Raw genomic sequence first — 13986 nt, forward strand, 5'->3', positions numbered from 1 at the left:
CCTGCGTGATGGAACATGAAACGGATCACGCCTGCGCACTGGCAGGCGTGATGGATGCATTACCGCTGCTGGCCGATGATCTGGACGAGGACGACGTGGCGGCGGCCCTGCAACAGCAGGGCTACTCGCGGCTGGATGCCGAGAAGCTTACGATGTTCGTACCGTCGGCGTTCTCCTGGGTGGTGCTCAAGCGCCTGGGGATCGCTGGGTTGCCCAACCACTTCGTCGCCTATGATGAGGGCGACAAAGCGGTGAAGGTACCCGTGGCCGGCCAGCATTACTTCACTGCGGCGCTGACCCTGGCTTATGAAACCTTCGAGCATGGCTGGAGCGCTGCCGTGCCGCGCAGCACCTTTGAGCGGGTTGCCGGACGAAGTGCCGAAATGGACGCCGTCAACAAGGTGCTGGAGAAGCTGGGCTCGGTCGAGGGCGCAACGATACAACCCTTGCAGCTGTTTCGCCTGAGTGCAGAGGAACTGCTGGAGGATTGACCCATATCTACCCCCGCGCACCGCGCACGCCCTGCAAGCCTTTGATTTTTCTAACGCATTGTGCGACCGGCGCCACGGGTATAAACTTTGCAGACTTTTCACAAAAGGCCCCCTGCGGTTCTTCGGGACTGCCCAGCCAGCATGAAACCGATCCAGTTGCCCCTGGGTGTGCGTCTGCGTGATGACGCCACCTTCATCAACTACTATCCGGGTGCCAACGCCGCCGCTTTGGGCTACGTCGAGCGACTCTGCGAAGCCGACGCCGGCTGGACCGAAAGCCTGATCTACCTGTGGGGCAAGCAAGGCGTGGGCCGTACCCACCTGCTGCAGGCCGCCTGCCTGCGCTTCGAGCAACTGGGTGAGCCGGCGGTGTACCTGCCCCTGGCGCAATTGCTCGACCGTGGCGTCGAACTGCTCGACAACCTCGAGCAGTACGAACTGGTCTGCCTCGATGACCTGCATGTGATTGCCGGCAAGCCGGAGTGGGAGGAGGCGATGTTCCACCTCTTCAACCGCCTGCGCGACAGCGGCCGGCGCCTGTTGCTCGCCGCCTCCAGCTCGCCCCGTGAACTGCCGATCAAGCTCGCTGATCTCAAGTCGCGCCTGACCTTGGCGCTGATCTTCCAGATGCGCGCACTGTCGGACGAAGACAAGCTGCGTGCCCTGCAATTACGGGCCTCGCGCCGTGGCCTGCACCTGACGGACGAGGTCGGACACTTCATTCTCACCCGGGGTACCCGCAGCATGAGCGCATTGTTCGACTTGCTCGAGCGCCTCGATCAGGCCTCTTTGCAGGCTCAACGCAAGCTCACCATCCCGTTCTTGAAAGAGACTTTGGGCTGGTAAGGCAGGGGCTAGAGCCTCGGCACATAAAAGTCACATTTTTTTCGATTGAATTTGCAAATCGATGCGATAGAAGGCATAGTCTCGACTTCTTTAAATTCCAGACACGGTCGTGCCCATGCTAAATCGCTTCGCACCCCTCGTGCCCCTCGCACTCGTGACCCTGCTTTTTGGCTGCGCGACCACCGGTCCCGTATCGCAGCAGCAGGTTCAGCAGCAACCGGTTTCCGCTCAGGTTTCGACCAAGTCCTCCATCCAGGAGACGTTCGAGGAAGAACTGGCCACCGAACAAGAGCTGCAAGACTTCTCCAGCAGCAAGCCTTACCAGCTGCCAGCCCTGGCCGATAACATCCTTGAGCGCGGCATGTCGCTGATCGGTACCCGCTACCGTTTCGGTGGTACCTCCGAGAACACCGGCTTTGATTGCAGCGGCTTCATCGGCTACCTGTTCCGCGAAGAAGCCGGCCTCAACCTGCCGCGCTCCACCCGCGAAATGATCAACGTCAAGGCTCCGCTGGTTGCTCGCAACAACCTCAAGCCAGGCGACCTGCTGTTCTTCAGCACCAATGGTCGCGGCCGCGTCAGCCATGCCGGGATCTACCTCGGTGACGACCAGTTCATCCACTCCAGCAGCCGCCGCAGCGGTGGTGTTCGCATCGACAAACTCGGCGATCGCTACTGGAGCAAGACCTTCATCGAAGCCAAGCGTGCACTGGCCATGGCTCCGGCCGCGACCACCCTCTCGCGCAACTGATCCTTCGACAGGTTTGACCACGGCGACGTAGCTGAAAAGCTCGTCGCCGTGCGTGTTTACAGAAAGCGTCTAATCTAAATTCTCAACTCTTTCGGCTCTAGGCCGAAGCGGCTTCAGACAGGATGTTCTGACCATGGCGATGATGGCGCGCTTCGCTCTACTTTCCTTTGCGGCACTGCTCGGTGCCTGCTCAAGTCATGCCCCGGCCCCGCGCAAAGTGGTCGAGCCGGCAGTCATGGCCCCGCAAGTGTATTTCTCCCCGGTTGCCGAAGACGTGCTGTTCCGTGCCTTGGGCCTGGTTGGCACGCCTTACCGCTGGGGCGGCAACACCCCGGATGCGGGGTTCGACTGCAGTGGCCTGATTGGCTATGTCTATCGCGATGCTGCCGGTATCTCGCTGCCGCGCTCGACCCGCGAAATGATCGGCATCCGCGCGCCGAGCATCGAGCGCAACGACCTGCAGTCGGGCGACTTGGTGTTCTTTGCCACCAATGGGGGTTCGCAAGTCAGCCATGCCGGTATCTATGTCGGCGAAGGGCGCTTCGTCCATGCCCCGGCCACCGGCGGAACGGTGCGTCTGGACTACCTGTCCAACAGCTATTGGCAAAAGACCTACTTGAACGCCAAGCGCGTGCTGCAGCCGGCGCATCTGGCGCGTAACCCCTGACCTTCGCGAGGTAGACGATGACCGCTCAGACGCTCTACCTCGACGACGCCCTCTACCACTACCTGCAAAACGTGTCGCTGCGCGAGTCGCCGCTGCTCGCCCGCTTACGCGGCGAAACCCAGGCCATGCCCGAAGCGCGCTGGCAGGTGGCGCCGGAACAGGGGCAACTGCTGGCGCTGCTGGTACGCCTTATGGGCGCACAGCGGGTGATCGAAGTGGGTACTTTCACCGGTTACAGCGCCTTGTGCATGGCCCAGGCCATGGAGCACGGGCAGTTGCTCTGTTGTGACCTTGAAGGCAGCTATAACGCCGTGGCCTGGCGCTACTGGCAGGAGGCTGGGGTCGCCGAGCGCATCGAGCTGCGCCTGGCTCCCGCCTTGCAGACCCTGGCGACACTGCCGTCGGAGCGCTACGACCTGATCTTCATCGATGCCGACAAGGCCAATTACCTGCAGTACCTGGAAGAATCCCTGCGCTTGCTGCGTACCGGCGGGCTGGTGCTGTTCGACAACACCTTGTGGAGCGGCAGGGTGCTTGAGGAAAAACCCGACAGCGAAGACACCCGGGCGATCCAGGCGTTGAATTGCAAGCTCAAGGATGACGCGCGGGTGGACCTGTCGATGCTGCCGATTGGCGATGGCTTGACGCTGTGCCGCAAGCGCTGAATAGCCCTCCCACCAAAGACGGTTGTGCCCCAGCTCACTTGGCCTTGCTCACCCGCCAGATCTTGTTGCCCACATCATCGGCCACCAGCAACCCGCCGCGCTGATCATTGATCACCCCGACCGGTCGGCCCATGGCCTTGCCTTCGTCATTGAGAAACCCGCTCAGCAGGTCAATCGGCTTGCCCGCAGGTTTGCCCGCGGTGCTGAAGGGCACGAAGATCACTTTGTAACCACTGTGCGGCTTGCGGTTCCAGGAACCATGCAGGCCAATGAACGCGCCTTGCTCGAAAGGCGCCGGCAGCACGCCCGGTTCGGCAAAGGTCAGGCCCAGCGACGCCGTGTGCGGCCCCACTGCATAGTCCGGAGCAATGGCGCTGGCCACCAGGTTCGGATCAGACGGGTTGACCCGCTGATCGATGTGCTGGCCGTAATAGCTATAAGGCCAGCCGTAGAAGCCGCCATCCTTGACCGAGGTAATGTAGTCAGGCACCAGGTCGCTGCCGATCTCGTCGCGCTCGTTCACCGCGGTCCATAGCTGCCCCGTATGCGGTTCCCAGGCCAGGCCGTTGGGGTTGCGCAGGCCGGAGGCGAAGATGCGAGTCTGGCCGCTCGCCGCGTCGACTTCCCAGATCGCGGCACGGCCTTTTTCCTGATCCATGCCGTTTTCGCCGACATTGCTGTTGGAGCCGACCGTGACGTAGAGCTTCTTGCCGTCACGGCTGGCAATCACGTTCTTGGTCCAGTGATGGTTCAGTGTGCCGCCGGGCAAGTCCGCAACCGGCGTGCCCGGGCCCTTGATCGAGGTGGCGCCGGGTTCGTAGTGAAAGCGCAGCAGGCGGTCGGTGTCGGCCACATAAAAGTCATTGCCGACCAGGGCCATGCCGAAGGGCGAGTTGAGATTGTCGATGAAAGTCGTGCGGGTTTCCGCCACGCCGTCATGGTCGCTGTCGCGCAGCAGGCTGATGCGGTTGGCACTGGGCACGCCGGCGCCTGCACGGTCCATGACCTTGCCCATTACCCAGCCGCGAATGCCCTTGCCATCATCGGGTTTGGGCGGGGCATTGGTTTCGGCAACCAGGATATCGCCATTGGGCAGGGCGTAGAGCCAGCGCGGGTGGTCCAGGCCTTCGGCGAAGGCCGCTACCTGAGTGCCGGGCGCAGCCTTGGGCGTCATGCCCTGGGGCCAGCCAATAGCGGGGGCGATATTGACAGTGGGGATCAGCGTCTGGTTCGGTTCGGGCAATTGCGGCGACGGGCCGACCCCGTCGCTGACCTCAAGCCGCGCGTTCTCGCCGCAGCCGCTTAACCCCGCAGTCACTGCCAGCAGCAGCGCAATCGGTTTGATGCCCATGTCGTTTCCCTCGCAATGATGGCCGCTATTGCCAGTAGAGGCGCGCCAGGCGTGGGAGGTTCCCCATTTTAGGCCTGCTTGAGCAGCAGGGCGATGCCAGGGTGATACTGGCCGGCTTCGTTGTGCAGCTTGCGATAGGCGTAGGGAAAGTACCAGGCGATGGCGCAGGCGCTGTGCTTTTGCAGGTCGTCGACAAGGTCCTGCAACTCTTCGGGGCTGGCGTGCTGGCCGGCTTTCCAGGGGCTGGCGAACAGGGCGGCGACCTTGAGCTGGCTAGGCGCAGCGATTTGCCGGGCGGCGTAGACGGTCTCGGCCAGGGCGTTGTTCAGGTCGAGCTTGGCAATTTTCGGCCAGCGCTGGCTGGCTTGCAGGTAGGCAGCTTCTTCGCGGTTGGCGATGTACAGGTCGCAACGGCCTTCACGGTCACCGTCATCGCGCTGCTTCTTGCTCTGGTGTTGCTGCAGGGACACCAGTTCGGCCTGCCAGGCGGCGGCCGAGAGCAGGCCGAGGTTGGCCTGGGCGCCGTGCCAATAGGGTGCCTCGCCATCACCGAGGGTCTGGTTGAAACGGTCGATGCAATCGACCCAGCGTTCCAGGGTGGGGCGCAGGAACTCCAGGCGCGCATTGTTGATGATCAGGCCTTGCATGCTGCTCTCCCTTATAGTTGTGATCGAGTACAGCCGAAGTTATGGCTATTTGATATCACTGAAGTCAGTGTTACACAAGATGTCAAAGGCGCCATTGATCCAGGCCAGTTCAGCGCCTTTCATTGACGCTCCGGGTGCAACCCTCTAACCTTCGCGACTTGTTTCAGGTGCTCTGCAGGCGATGGCCTGGCAGGGTGAAACAGGGAAGCCGGTGGGCGCGCAAGGCGCGCGAATCCGGCGCTGCCCCCGCAACGGTAGGTGAGTCAAGGCCGCGCAGGGCCACTGGGTGTTTGTGCCCGGGAAGGCGCGCGGTCCCGGGTGATCATGGCCCCACTCACAAGCCCGGAGACCGGCCTGTAACAGCCAACGGCATCACGGAGGGTGATGCGCGGTTCCTCCGGCTTGTGCCGCAGCCCTGCGCGTTTTCCGTCTGCCATATCCATTCATCTGTCACGCCGTTGCTTCGCGATCCATGCGCCTCCACTGGCTGCTACGCGCGTTGCGGATCGGCCGACAGTGGTTTGCGGAGAACCTCATGACTGAATCCAACGAGCGCGACGAACGCCACCTGGCGCGCATGCAGCGCAAGAAGGCTGTGATCGACGAGCGCATCGCCAATTCGCCCAACGAATGCGGCTTGCTGCTGGTGCTCACCGGCAACGGCAAGGGCAAGAGCAGTTCGGCCTTCGGCATGCTCGCCCGGGCCATGGGCCACGGCATGCAGTGCGGCGTGGTGCAGTTCATCAAGGGCCGCAACAGCACCGGCGAAGAGCTGTTCTTCCGGCGTTTTCCCGAGCAGGTGCGCTACCACGTGATGGGCGAGGGCTTTACCTGGGAAACCCAGGACCGCCAGCGCGACATCGCCGCCGCCGAAGCGGCCTGGGCGGTTTCGCGGCAGATGCTCCAGGACCCGTCGATTGCCTTCGTGGTGCTCGATGAACTGAACATCGCCCTCAAGCACGGTTACCTCGATCTCGATCAGGTCCTCAGCGACCTGCAGGCGCGTCCGCCAATGCAGCACGTGATCGTCACCGGTCGCGCGGCCAAGGATGAAATGATCGAGCTGGCCGACACCGTCACCGAAATGGGCATGATCAAGCACGCGTTCCAGGCCGGCATCCGCGCCCAGAAGGGCGTCGAACTATGAGTGATGCGCGCCATTGTCCGGCGGTATTGATCGCCGCACCGGCCTCCGGCCAGGGCAAGACCACGGTGACCGCCGCTCTGGCGCGCCTGCATCGCAACCAGGGGCGTAAAGTCCGGGTATTCAAGTGTGGCCCGGACTTTCTCGACCCGATGATTCTCGAGCGCGCCAGTGGTGCGCCGGTGTATCAGCTCGACCTGTGGATGGTCGGCGAGCAGGAAAGTCGCCGGCTGTTGTGGGAAGCGGCGGCTGAGGCCGACCTGATCCTCATCGAAGGGGTTATGGGGCTGTTCGACGGCACCCCTTCGAGCGCAGACCTCGCCCGGCATTTTGGTGTGCCGGTGTTGGCGGTGATCGATGGCACGGCCATGGCCCAGACCTTCGGCGCCCTGGCCCTGGGCCTGGCGCGCTATCAGCCGGACCTGCCGTTTGCCGGGGTGTTGGCCAACCGCGTCGGTACCCTGCGCCATGCCCAACTGCTCGAAGGCAGCCTGACCGAAGGGCTGCGCTGGTACGGCGGCCTGTCGCGAGAAACCGGCATCGAGCTGCCAAGCCGCCATCTGGGGCTGGTCCAGGCCAGTGAACTGAACGACCTCGATGCGCGTCTGGATGCCGCTGCTACCGCCCTGGGCGCCAGTTGCGATGCGGCGTTGCCGCCAGCGGTGCGCTTCGCCGCGCCGACCGAGCTTGCGATCGAGCCTTTGCTGCAAGGCGTACGCATTGCAGTTGCTCGCGATGAAGCCTTTGCCTTTACCTATGGCGCCAACCTCGACCTGCTGCGGGCCATGGGCGCGCAGCTGGCGTTCTTCTCGCCGCTGCATGATGCAAGCTTGCCGCCAGCCGACAGCCTGTACCTGCCCGGTGGCTACCCCGAGCTGCATCATCAGGCCCTGGCGGCCAATACACCGATGCTTAAGGCCATTCGCGCCCATCATCACGCCGGCAAGCCGTTGCTCGCCGAGTGCGGCGGCATGCTCTACCTGCTCGATGCCCTCACCGATGTTGCTGGCGAGCGTGCCGAACTGCTTGGCCTGCTGACGGGCGAGGCGGTGATGCAAAAGCGCCTGGCCGCCCTGGCCTTGCAGGCCGTGGAGTTGCCCGAAGGCACCTTGCGTGGGCACACCTACCATCACTCGCTGACCAGCACCGAACTTGAGCCGGTTGCCCGTGGCCAGAGCCCCAACGGCGGGCGGGGAGCCGAGGCGGTTTATCGCCAAGGCCGGCTGATTGCTTCCTACGTGCATTTCTACTTTGCTTCCAACCCCCAGGCGTCGGCGGCGCTGTTGTGCCCATGACTGACCATGCTTTTACCGAAGCCGAACGCGCGGCGGTCTACCGCGCCATTGGCGAGCGCCGTGACATGCGTCACTTCAGCGGCGGCGAAGTCGCCCCGCAGTTGCTCGCCCGTCTATTGCAAGCCGCGCACCAGGCGCCCAGCGTTGGCCTGATGCAGCCCTGGCGTTTTATCCGCATCACCCGGCGTGAGCTGCGCCAGCGAATCCAGGCCCTGGTGGAAGAGGAGCGGCTGCGTACTGCGCAAGCCCTGGGCGAGCGCTCCGACGACTTCATGAAACTCAAGGTCGAAGGCATCAACGACTGCGCCGAGCTGTTGGTGGCGGCGCTGATGGATGAGCGCGAAGCGCATATCTTTGGCCGCCGCACTTTGCCGGAAATGGACCTGGCGTCGTTGTCCTGTGCGATCCAGAACCTCTGGCTGGCCGCACGCGCCGAGGGCCTGGGGATGGGGTGGGTGTCGCTGTTCGAGCCCCAGGCCCTGGCCGAGCTGCTGGGCATGCCGGCCGGCGCCAAGCCGCTGGCGATCCTGTGCCTGGGCCCGGTGCAGGAATTCTACCCGGCACCGATGCTGGTGCTCGAAGGATGGACCACGGCGCGGCCGCTGCACGACATGCTGTTTGAAAACCAGTGGGGAGAGTCCTGATGAGTGTGGCGTTGCTGACTGTGGCCGGGGTGGCGCTGGATGCGCTGCTGGGCGAGCCCAAGCGCCGGCATCCGCTGGTGGCCTTCGGGCGCCTGGCCGGGCGCCTGGAGCAGCGCTTCAATGCCGGCGGTCGCGGCTGGCGCAGCCATGGCGTCAGCGCCTGGTTCCTGGCGGTGGTGCCACTGACCTTCGTCGCCATGCTGTTGTCCTGGCTGCCGTACATTGGCTGGCTGGTCGAAGTGCTGGCGCTGTACTGCGCCCTCGGCCTGCGCAGCCTCGGCGAACACGTGACGCCGGTGGCCGAAGCCTTGCGCCAGGGCGATCTGGAAAAAGCCCGGCAGCGCGTCGGTTATCTGGTCAGCCGCGAAACCCGCGAGCTGGATGAAACCGCCGTGGCCCGCGCCGCCACCGAGTCGGTGCTGGAGAACGGCAGCGATGCGGTGTTCGCCGCGCTGTTCTGGTTTGTCGTCGCTGGCGTACCGGGGGTAGTGCTCTATCGCCTGAGCAACACCCTGGACGCGATGTGGGGCTATCGTAATGAACGCTTCGAACGTTTCGGCTGGGCCGCAGCGAAGATCGACGATTTGCTCAACTACATTCCCGCGCGCCTGGTGGCCCTGACCTACGCACTGCTGGGCAAGACCCGCCTGGCCCTGAGCTGCTGGCGGCGTCAGGCGCCGTTGTGGGACAGCCCCAACGCCGGCCCGGTGATGGCGGCCGGGGCCGGGGCCCTGGGGGTCGAGCTGGGCGGCCCGGCGGTGTATCACGGTGAGCTGCACGAGCGCCCGCAACTGGGCGAAGGCCCGCCGGCCGATGCCGACGCCATCGAGCGTGGCTGGCGCCTGGTCTGTCAGGGCGTGTGGTTGTGGTTGCTGGTGTTGTGCCTGGGGGCTGAATTCTATGCTTGAACACGGTGGTCGCCTGCAACGCGCAGTGCAGCAATACGGCATCGCCCGCGAAGACTGGCTGGACCTGTCCAGCGGCATTGCCCCGTGGCCGTACCCTATTCCCCAAATTCCGCTGCGGGCCTGGGCGCGCCTGCCTGAGACCGACGACGGCCTGGAGCAGGCGGCCTGCGAGTACTATCAGGTCGAGCAACTGCTGCCGGTGGCCGGTTCCCAGGCAGCGATCCAGGCCTTGCCGCGCCTGCGCCGCCCTGGCACGGTCGGCGTCCTCTCGCCATGCTACGCCGAGCACGCCGAAGGCTGGCGCCGCGCCGGGCATCGGGTGCGCGAGTTGCCGCAAGAGCAGGTCGATTACTACCTCGATAGCCTTGACGTGCTGGTGGTGGTCAACCCCAACAACCCCACCGGCCAGCTGATTTGTGCCGAGCAACTGCTGGAGTGGCATGGACGTCTGGCCCGCCGTGGCGGCTGGCTGCTGGTCGATGAAGCCTTCATGGACAACACCCCGCAGCACAGCATCGGCGCCCATGCCGAGCGCGCCGGGCTGATCGTGCTGCGCTCGTTCGGCAAGTTTTTTGGCCTGGCCGGCGTGCGCCTGGGCTTTGTTCTGGCTGAGCGTCAACTGTTGCAGTTGCTCGCCGAACAGCTCGGGCCCTGGACCATCAGCGGCCCGACGCGGATCCTCGGCCAGGCTTGCCTGCTCGATGGCGTCGCCCATCGGCAGCAGATCATCCGTTGCGCCGCAGCCAGCCAGCGCCTGGCCGATGTCCTCAGTGCGGCAGGCTTTGTCCCCAGCGGCAGCTGCGACCTGTTCCAGTATCTGGTCACCGATCAGGCGGCGCGTCTACATGATTTCATGGCCCGGCGCGGTATCCTCCTGCGCCTGTTCAGCCAGCCGTCCAGCCTGCGCTTCGGCCTGCCGGCCAGCGAGCAGGACTTCCAGCGCCTGGCCCAGGCCTTCAGCGCATACCGCAAGGAACAACCATGACCACCTTGATGGTGCAGGGCACCACTTCCGATGCCGGCAAAAGCACCCTGGTGACGGCGCTGTGCCGCTGGCTGCTGCGCCAGGGCGTCGCCGTGGTGCCGTTCAAGCCGCAGAACATGGCGCTCAACAGCGCAGTGACCGCCGAGGGTGGCGAGATCGGCCGCGCACAGGCGGTCCAGGCCCAGGCAGCCGGCCTGGCGCCACACACCGACATGAACCCTGTGCTGCTCAAGCCCAACAGCGACACCGGTGCCCAGGTGATCGTCCATGGCCGCGCGGTTACCAGCATGAATGCCGTGGCCTATCACGACTACAAGGCCATCGCCATGCAGGCCGTGCTGGCCTCGCACCAGCGCCTGAGCGCGGCTTATCCGCTGGTAATGGTCGAAGGTGCCGGTTCGCCGGCCGAGATCAACCTGCGCGCCGGCGACATCGCCAACATGGGCTTTGCCGAGGCGGTGGACTGCCCGGTGATTCTGATTGCCGACATCAACCGTGGTGGGGTGTTCGCCCATCTGGTCGGCACCCTGGAATTGCTCTCGGCGAGTGAGCAGGCGCGGGTCAAAGGGTTTGTCATCAACCGTTTTCGGGGCGATATCGCCTTGCTCCAGCCGGGCCTGGACTGGCTTGAAGAACGTACCGGCAAACCGGTGCTGGGCGTGCTGCCCTATGTGATGGACCTGCACCTGGAAGCCGAAGACGGCATCGACCAGCGCCAGGGCCTCAAGGCCGGGCGCCAGCTCAAGGTGATCGTGCCGGTGCTGCCGCGCATCAGCAACCACACCGATTTCGATCCACTGCGCCTGCATCCGCAGGTCGATCTGCAGTTCATCGGCCCCGGCCAGCCGATTCCGCCGGCCGACCTGATCATCCTGCCCGGCTCCAAGAGCGTGCGTGGGGACTTGGCGCAGTTGCGTGAGCGCGGCTGGGACCAGGCGATCAGCCGTCACCTGCGTTATGGCGGCAAGGTCCTGGGTATTTGCGGCGGGCTGCAGATGCTCGGCGAGCGGGTGGAAGACCCCTTGGGCCTGGAGGGTCCGGCGGGGGCCAGCGATGGCCTGGGCTTGCTGGACTTTGTCACCGTGCTGGAAGCCGAGAAGCAATTGCGCAATGTCGCCGGCACCCTGCAGTTGGAGCAGGCGGCCATCAGCGGTTACGAGATTCATGCCGGGGTGACTCAGGGGCCGGCGCTGGAACGCCCTGCGGTGGTACTGGACGACGGCCGCGCCGATGGCGCCATCAGTGCCGACGGGCAGATCCTCGCCACCTACCTGCATGGCCTGTTCGAGGCGCCGCATTGCTGCGCCGCGCTGCTGCGTTGGGCCGGGTTGCAGGAGGTCGAACAGATCGACTACCACGCCCTGCGCGAGCGCGACATCGAGCGCCTGGCCGACCTGGTCGAGCAGCACCTGGACACCGCGCGTCTGCGCCAACTCTGCGGACTGAACTGAAATGCTCAACCTGATCCTTGGCGGCGCCCGTTCGGGCAAGAGCCGCCTGGCTGAACAACTGGCGGTGCAGAGTGGCCTGGCGGTCACCTATATCGCCACCAGCGAACCGCTCGACGGCGAGATGAATGCGCGGGTGCAGTTGCACCGCGAGCGGCGTCCGGCCGAGTGGGCATTGATCGAAGAGCCGCTGGAATTGGCCCGGGTACTGCGCGCGACCGCCAGTGCCGAGCGCTGCCTGCTGGTCGACTGCCTGACCCTGTGGCTGACCAACCTGCTGATGCTCGACAACCCCGAGCGCCTGGCGGCGGAGCGCACGGCGCTGCTCGACTGCCTGGCGCAACTGCCGGGCGAAATCATTCTGGTCAGCAACGAAACCGGCCTGGGCGTGGTGCCCATGGGCGAGCTGACCCGCCGTTATGTCGATGAAGCCGGCTGGCTGCACCAGGCCATTGCCGAGCGCTGCCAGCGCGTGGTGCTGACCGTCGCTGGCTTGCCGCTTACCCTGAAAGGACCTGCACTATGAGTCAAACCTGGTGGCTTGAAGCCTGTCGTCCTGTTGACCAGACTGTTCGCCAACAGGCCCTGGCGCGTCAACAGCAACTGACCAAACCGGCCGGCTCGCTGGGCCGCCTGGAGCAGTTGGCGGTGCAACTGGCCGGCCTGCAGGGCCAGCTCAAGCCGAGCGTCGAGCAGGTGTGGATCGCGATCTTTGCCGGCGATCACGGCGTGGTCGCCGAAGGCATCTCGGCGTACCCACAAGCAGTGACTGGGCAGATGCTGCTCAACTTCGTCAACGGTGGCGCCGCCATCAGCGTGTTGGCGCGACAGTTGAATGCCCAGTTGGAAGTGATCGACCTGGGCACCATCGATCTGACGCTCGAGCTGCCGGGTGTGCGTCACCTGCGCGTCGGCCCCGGCACGGCCAACTTCGCCCAGGTCCCGGCGATGACTTACGAACAAGGCGTGCAGGCCCTGCAGGGCGGGCGCGAGAGTGCCTTGCGCGCAGCCGTCAGCGGTGCCCAGCTGTTTATCGGTGGGGAGATGGGCATCGGCAACACCACTGCCGCCAGCGCCTTGGCCTGCGCCGTGCTCGGCTGCCCGGCCGCGGAACTCAGCGGCCCGGGTACTGGGCTGGACGCCGCCGGTGTGCGGCACAAGGCCGAGGTCATCGAGCGGGCCTTGCAGCAGCATGCCGATCTGGGTGACGAGCCGCTGCACTGGCTGTTCTGCTTTGGTGGTTTCGAGATCGCCGCGCTGGTCGGTGCCTACCTGGGCTGCGCCCAGGCCGGTGTTGCCGTGCTGGTGGATGGTTTTATCTGCACTGTCGCTGCCCTGGTGGCGACGCGCATCAACCCGGGTTGCCGCGACTGGCTGCTGTTTGGCCATCGCGGCGCCGAGCCCGGCCATCGCCGGGTGCTCGCCGAGCTCGACGCCGAACCATTGCTGGAACTGGGGCTGCGCCTGGGTGAGGGCAGTGGCGCGGCGCTGGCGGTGCCGGTGCTGCGCCTGGCCTGTGACCTGCACGGGCAGATGGCGACCTTCGCCGAAGCTGCGGTAGCGGACCGTCCGGCATGATCATCGACCTGCTGCGCCATGGCGAAACCGAACTGGGCGGCGGCCTGCGCGGCAGTCTCGACGATGCCCTGACCGACAAGGGCTGGGCGCAGATGCGCGCGGCGGTAAGTGCGCTGGGCCCCTGGGATGCACTGGTCAGCTCGCCATTGCAGCGTTGCGCGCGCTTTGCCCAGGAGCTGGGCGTGCAGTTGCACTTGCCGGTGCAGTTGGCGCCGGGGCTGCAGGAGCTGCATTTTGGTGAGTGGGAAGGGCGCAGCGCGGCTGACCTGATGCTCACCCATGAAGCCGAACTCGGGCAGTTCTGGGCTGACCCCTACGCCTACACACCGCCCGGCGGCGAGCCAGTGGCGGATTTCTCCGCACGGGTACTGCAGGCCATCAGCGCATTGCGGCAGGTGCATGCCGGCAAGCACCTGCTGCTGGTCACCCATGGTGGCGTCATGCGCCTGTTGCTGGCCCGCGCCCGTGGCCTGCCCCGTGAACAGCTGCTGCAAGTCGAAGTGGCCCATGGTGCTTTGTGCCGCCTGGAGCTACTGGCGGACGGCAGCCTGCGCGAGGTGCGCTGA

At 65.1% G+C, this 13986-nt stretch carries 16 protein-coding genes and 1 riboswitch; of the genes, 14 read left to right on the top strand and 2 right to left on the bottom strand.

The window, feature by feature from the left end; genetic code table 11:
- The first annotated feature begins 8 nt into the window (after positions 1-8).
- From F8N82_RS04035 to F8N82_RS04055, 5 genes are all read left to right on the top strand, one after another.
- Entirely contained in the window at positions 9-491 is a 483-nt protein-coding gene (locus F8N82_RS04035; RefSeq protein WP_038993919.1) for a hypothetical protein, read from the top strand.
- Positions 492-632: 141 nt separating this feature from the next.
- Positions 633-1337 (top strand): DnaA regulatory inactivator Hda, encoded by a 705-nt coding sequence (gene hda / locus F8N82_RS04040; protein WP_010220358.1) that lies wholly within the window; start codon positions 633-635, stop codon positions 1335-1337.
- A 115-nt stretch (positions 1338-1452) separates the two neighbouring features.
- Complete coding sequence (locus tag F8N82_RS04045) at positions 1453-2088, top strand: C40 family peptidase (RefSeq protein ID WP_038993920.1); 636 nt, start codon at positions 1453-1455, stop codon at positions 2086-2088.
- A gap of 133 nt (positions 2089-2221) precedes the next feature.
- Complete coding sequence (locus F8N82_RS04050) at positions 2222-2755, top strand: C40 family peptidase (protein ID WP_038993921.1); 534 nt, start codon at positions 2222-2224, stop codon at positions 2753-2755.
- Positions 2756-2772: 17 nt separating this feature from the next.
- Positions 2773-3420, top strand: a complete 648-nt coding sequence (locus tag F8N82_RS04055; protein WP_038993922.1) for an O-methyltransferase — start codon at positions 2773-2775, stop codon at positions 3418-3420.
- A gap of 34 nt (positions 3421-3454) precedes the next feature.
- Here F8N82_RS04055 and F8N82_RS04060 read toward each other — a convergent pair whose 3' ends face one another.
- Both F8N82_RS04060 and F8N82_RS04065 read right to left on the bottom strand, forming a co-directional pair.
- Positions 3455-4771: a PQQ-dependent sugar dehydrogenase gene (locus tag F8N82_RS04060; RefSeq protein ID WP_038993923.1), complete on the bottom strand. Its 1317-nt coding sequence runs from the start codon at positions 4769-4771 to the stop codon at positions 3455-3457.
- A gap of 68 nt (positions 4772-4839) precedes the next feature.
- The gene (locus F8N82_RS04065) at positions 4840-5418 is read right to left on the bottom strand and encodes a hypothetical protein (protein ID WP_038993924.1); all 579 of its coding nucleotides are present in this window, start codon (positions 5416-5418) and stop codon (positions 4840-4842) included.
- Positions 5419-5566: 148 nt separating this feature from the next.
- Positions 5567-5790, top strand: a riboswitch (cobalamin riboswitch).
- Positions 5791-5953: 163 nt separating this feature from the next.
- Between F8N82_RS04065 and cobO the strand changes: the two genes are divergently transcribed.
- The 9 genes from cobO to cobC are packed head-to-tail and all read left to right on the top strand — an operon-like array spanning position 5954 to position 13986.
- Complete coding sequence (gene cobO / locus F8N82_RS04070; RefSeq protein WP_038993925.1) at positions 5954-6565, top strand: cob(I)yrinic acid a,c-diamide adenosyltransferase; 612 nt, start codon at positions 5954-5956, stop codon at positions 6563-6565.
- Positions 6562-7857 (top strand): cobyrinate a,c-diamide synthase, encoded by a 1296-nt coding sequence (locus tag F8N82_RS04075; RefSeq protein ID WP_038993926.1) that lies wholly within the window; start codon positions 6562-6564, stop codon positions 7855-7857. The genes cobO and F8N82_RS04075 overlap by 4 nt, the downstream gene beginning before the upstream one ends.
- Positions 7854-8501, top strand: a complete 648-nt coding sequence (gene bluB, locus F8N82_RS04080) for a 5,6-dimethylbenzimidazole synthase (RefSeq protein ID WP_038993927.1) — start codon at positions 7854-7856, stop codon at positions 8499-8501. Before F8N82_RS04075 ends, bluB begins: the two co-directional genes overlap by 4 nt.
- Complete coding sequence (gene cbiB, locus F8N82_RS04085) at positions 8501-9409, top strand: adenosylcobinamide-phosphate synthase CbiB (protein WP_038993929.1); 909 nt, start codon at positions 8501-8503, stop codon at positions 9407-9409. Before bluB ends, cbiB begins: the two co-directional genes overlap by 1 nt.
- The gene (gene cobD / locus F8N82_RS04090; protein ID WP_038993930.1) at positions 9402-10394 is read left to right on the top strand and encodes a threonine-phosphate decarboxylase CobD; all 993 of its coding nucleotides are present in this window, start codon (positions 9402-9404) and stop codon (positions 10392-10394) included. The genes cbiB and cobD overlap by 8 nt, the downstream gene beginning before the upstream one ends.
- Positions 10391-11845, top strand: a complete 1455-nt coding sequence (locus F8N82_RS04095; protein ID WP_038993931.1) for a cobyric acid synthase — start codon at positions 10391-10393, stop codon at positions 11843-11845. Before cobD ends, F8N82_RS04095 begins: the two co-directional genes overlap by 4 nt.
- A 1-nt stretch (position 11846) precedes the next feature.
- Positions 11847-12368: a bifunctional adenosylcobinamide kinase/adenosylcobinamide-phosphate guanylyltransferase gene (gene cobU, locus F8N82_RS04100; protein ID WP_038993932.1), complete on the top strand. Its 522-nt coding sequence runs from the start codon at positions 11847-11849 to the stop codon at positions 12366-12368.
- Positions 12365-13420, top strand: coding sequence for a nicotinate-nucleotide--dimethylbenzimidazole phosphoribosyltransferase (cobT, locus tag F8N82_RS04105; protein ID WP_038993933.1), 1056 nt, complete (start codon positions 12365-12367; stop codon positions 13418-13420). The genes cobU and cobT overlap by 4 nt, the downstream gene beginning before the upstream one ends.
- Positions 13417-13986, top strand: coding sequence for an alpha-ribazole phosphatase family protein (gene cobC / locus F8N82_RS04110; RefSeq protein WP_038993935.1), 570 nt, complete (start codon positions 13417-13419; stop codon positions 13984-13986). The genes cobT and cobC overlap by 4 nt, the downstream gene beginning before the upstream one ends.

It is taken from the genome of Pseudomonas fluorescens, assembly GCF_902497775.2.
GTDB classification, from domain to species: Bacteria; Pseudomonadota; Gammaproteobacteria; order Pseudomonadales; family Pseudomonadaceae; genus Aquipseudomonas; species Aquipseudomonas putida_F.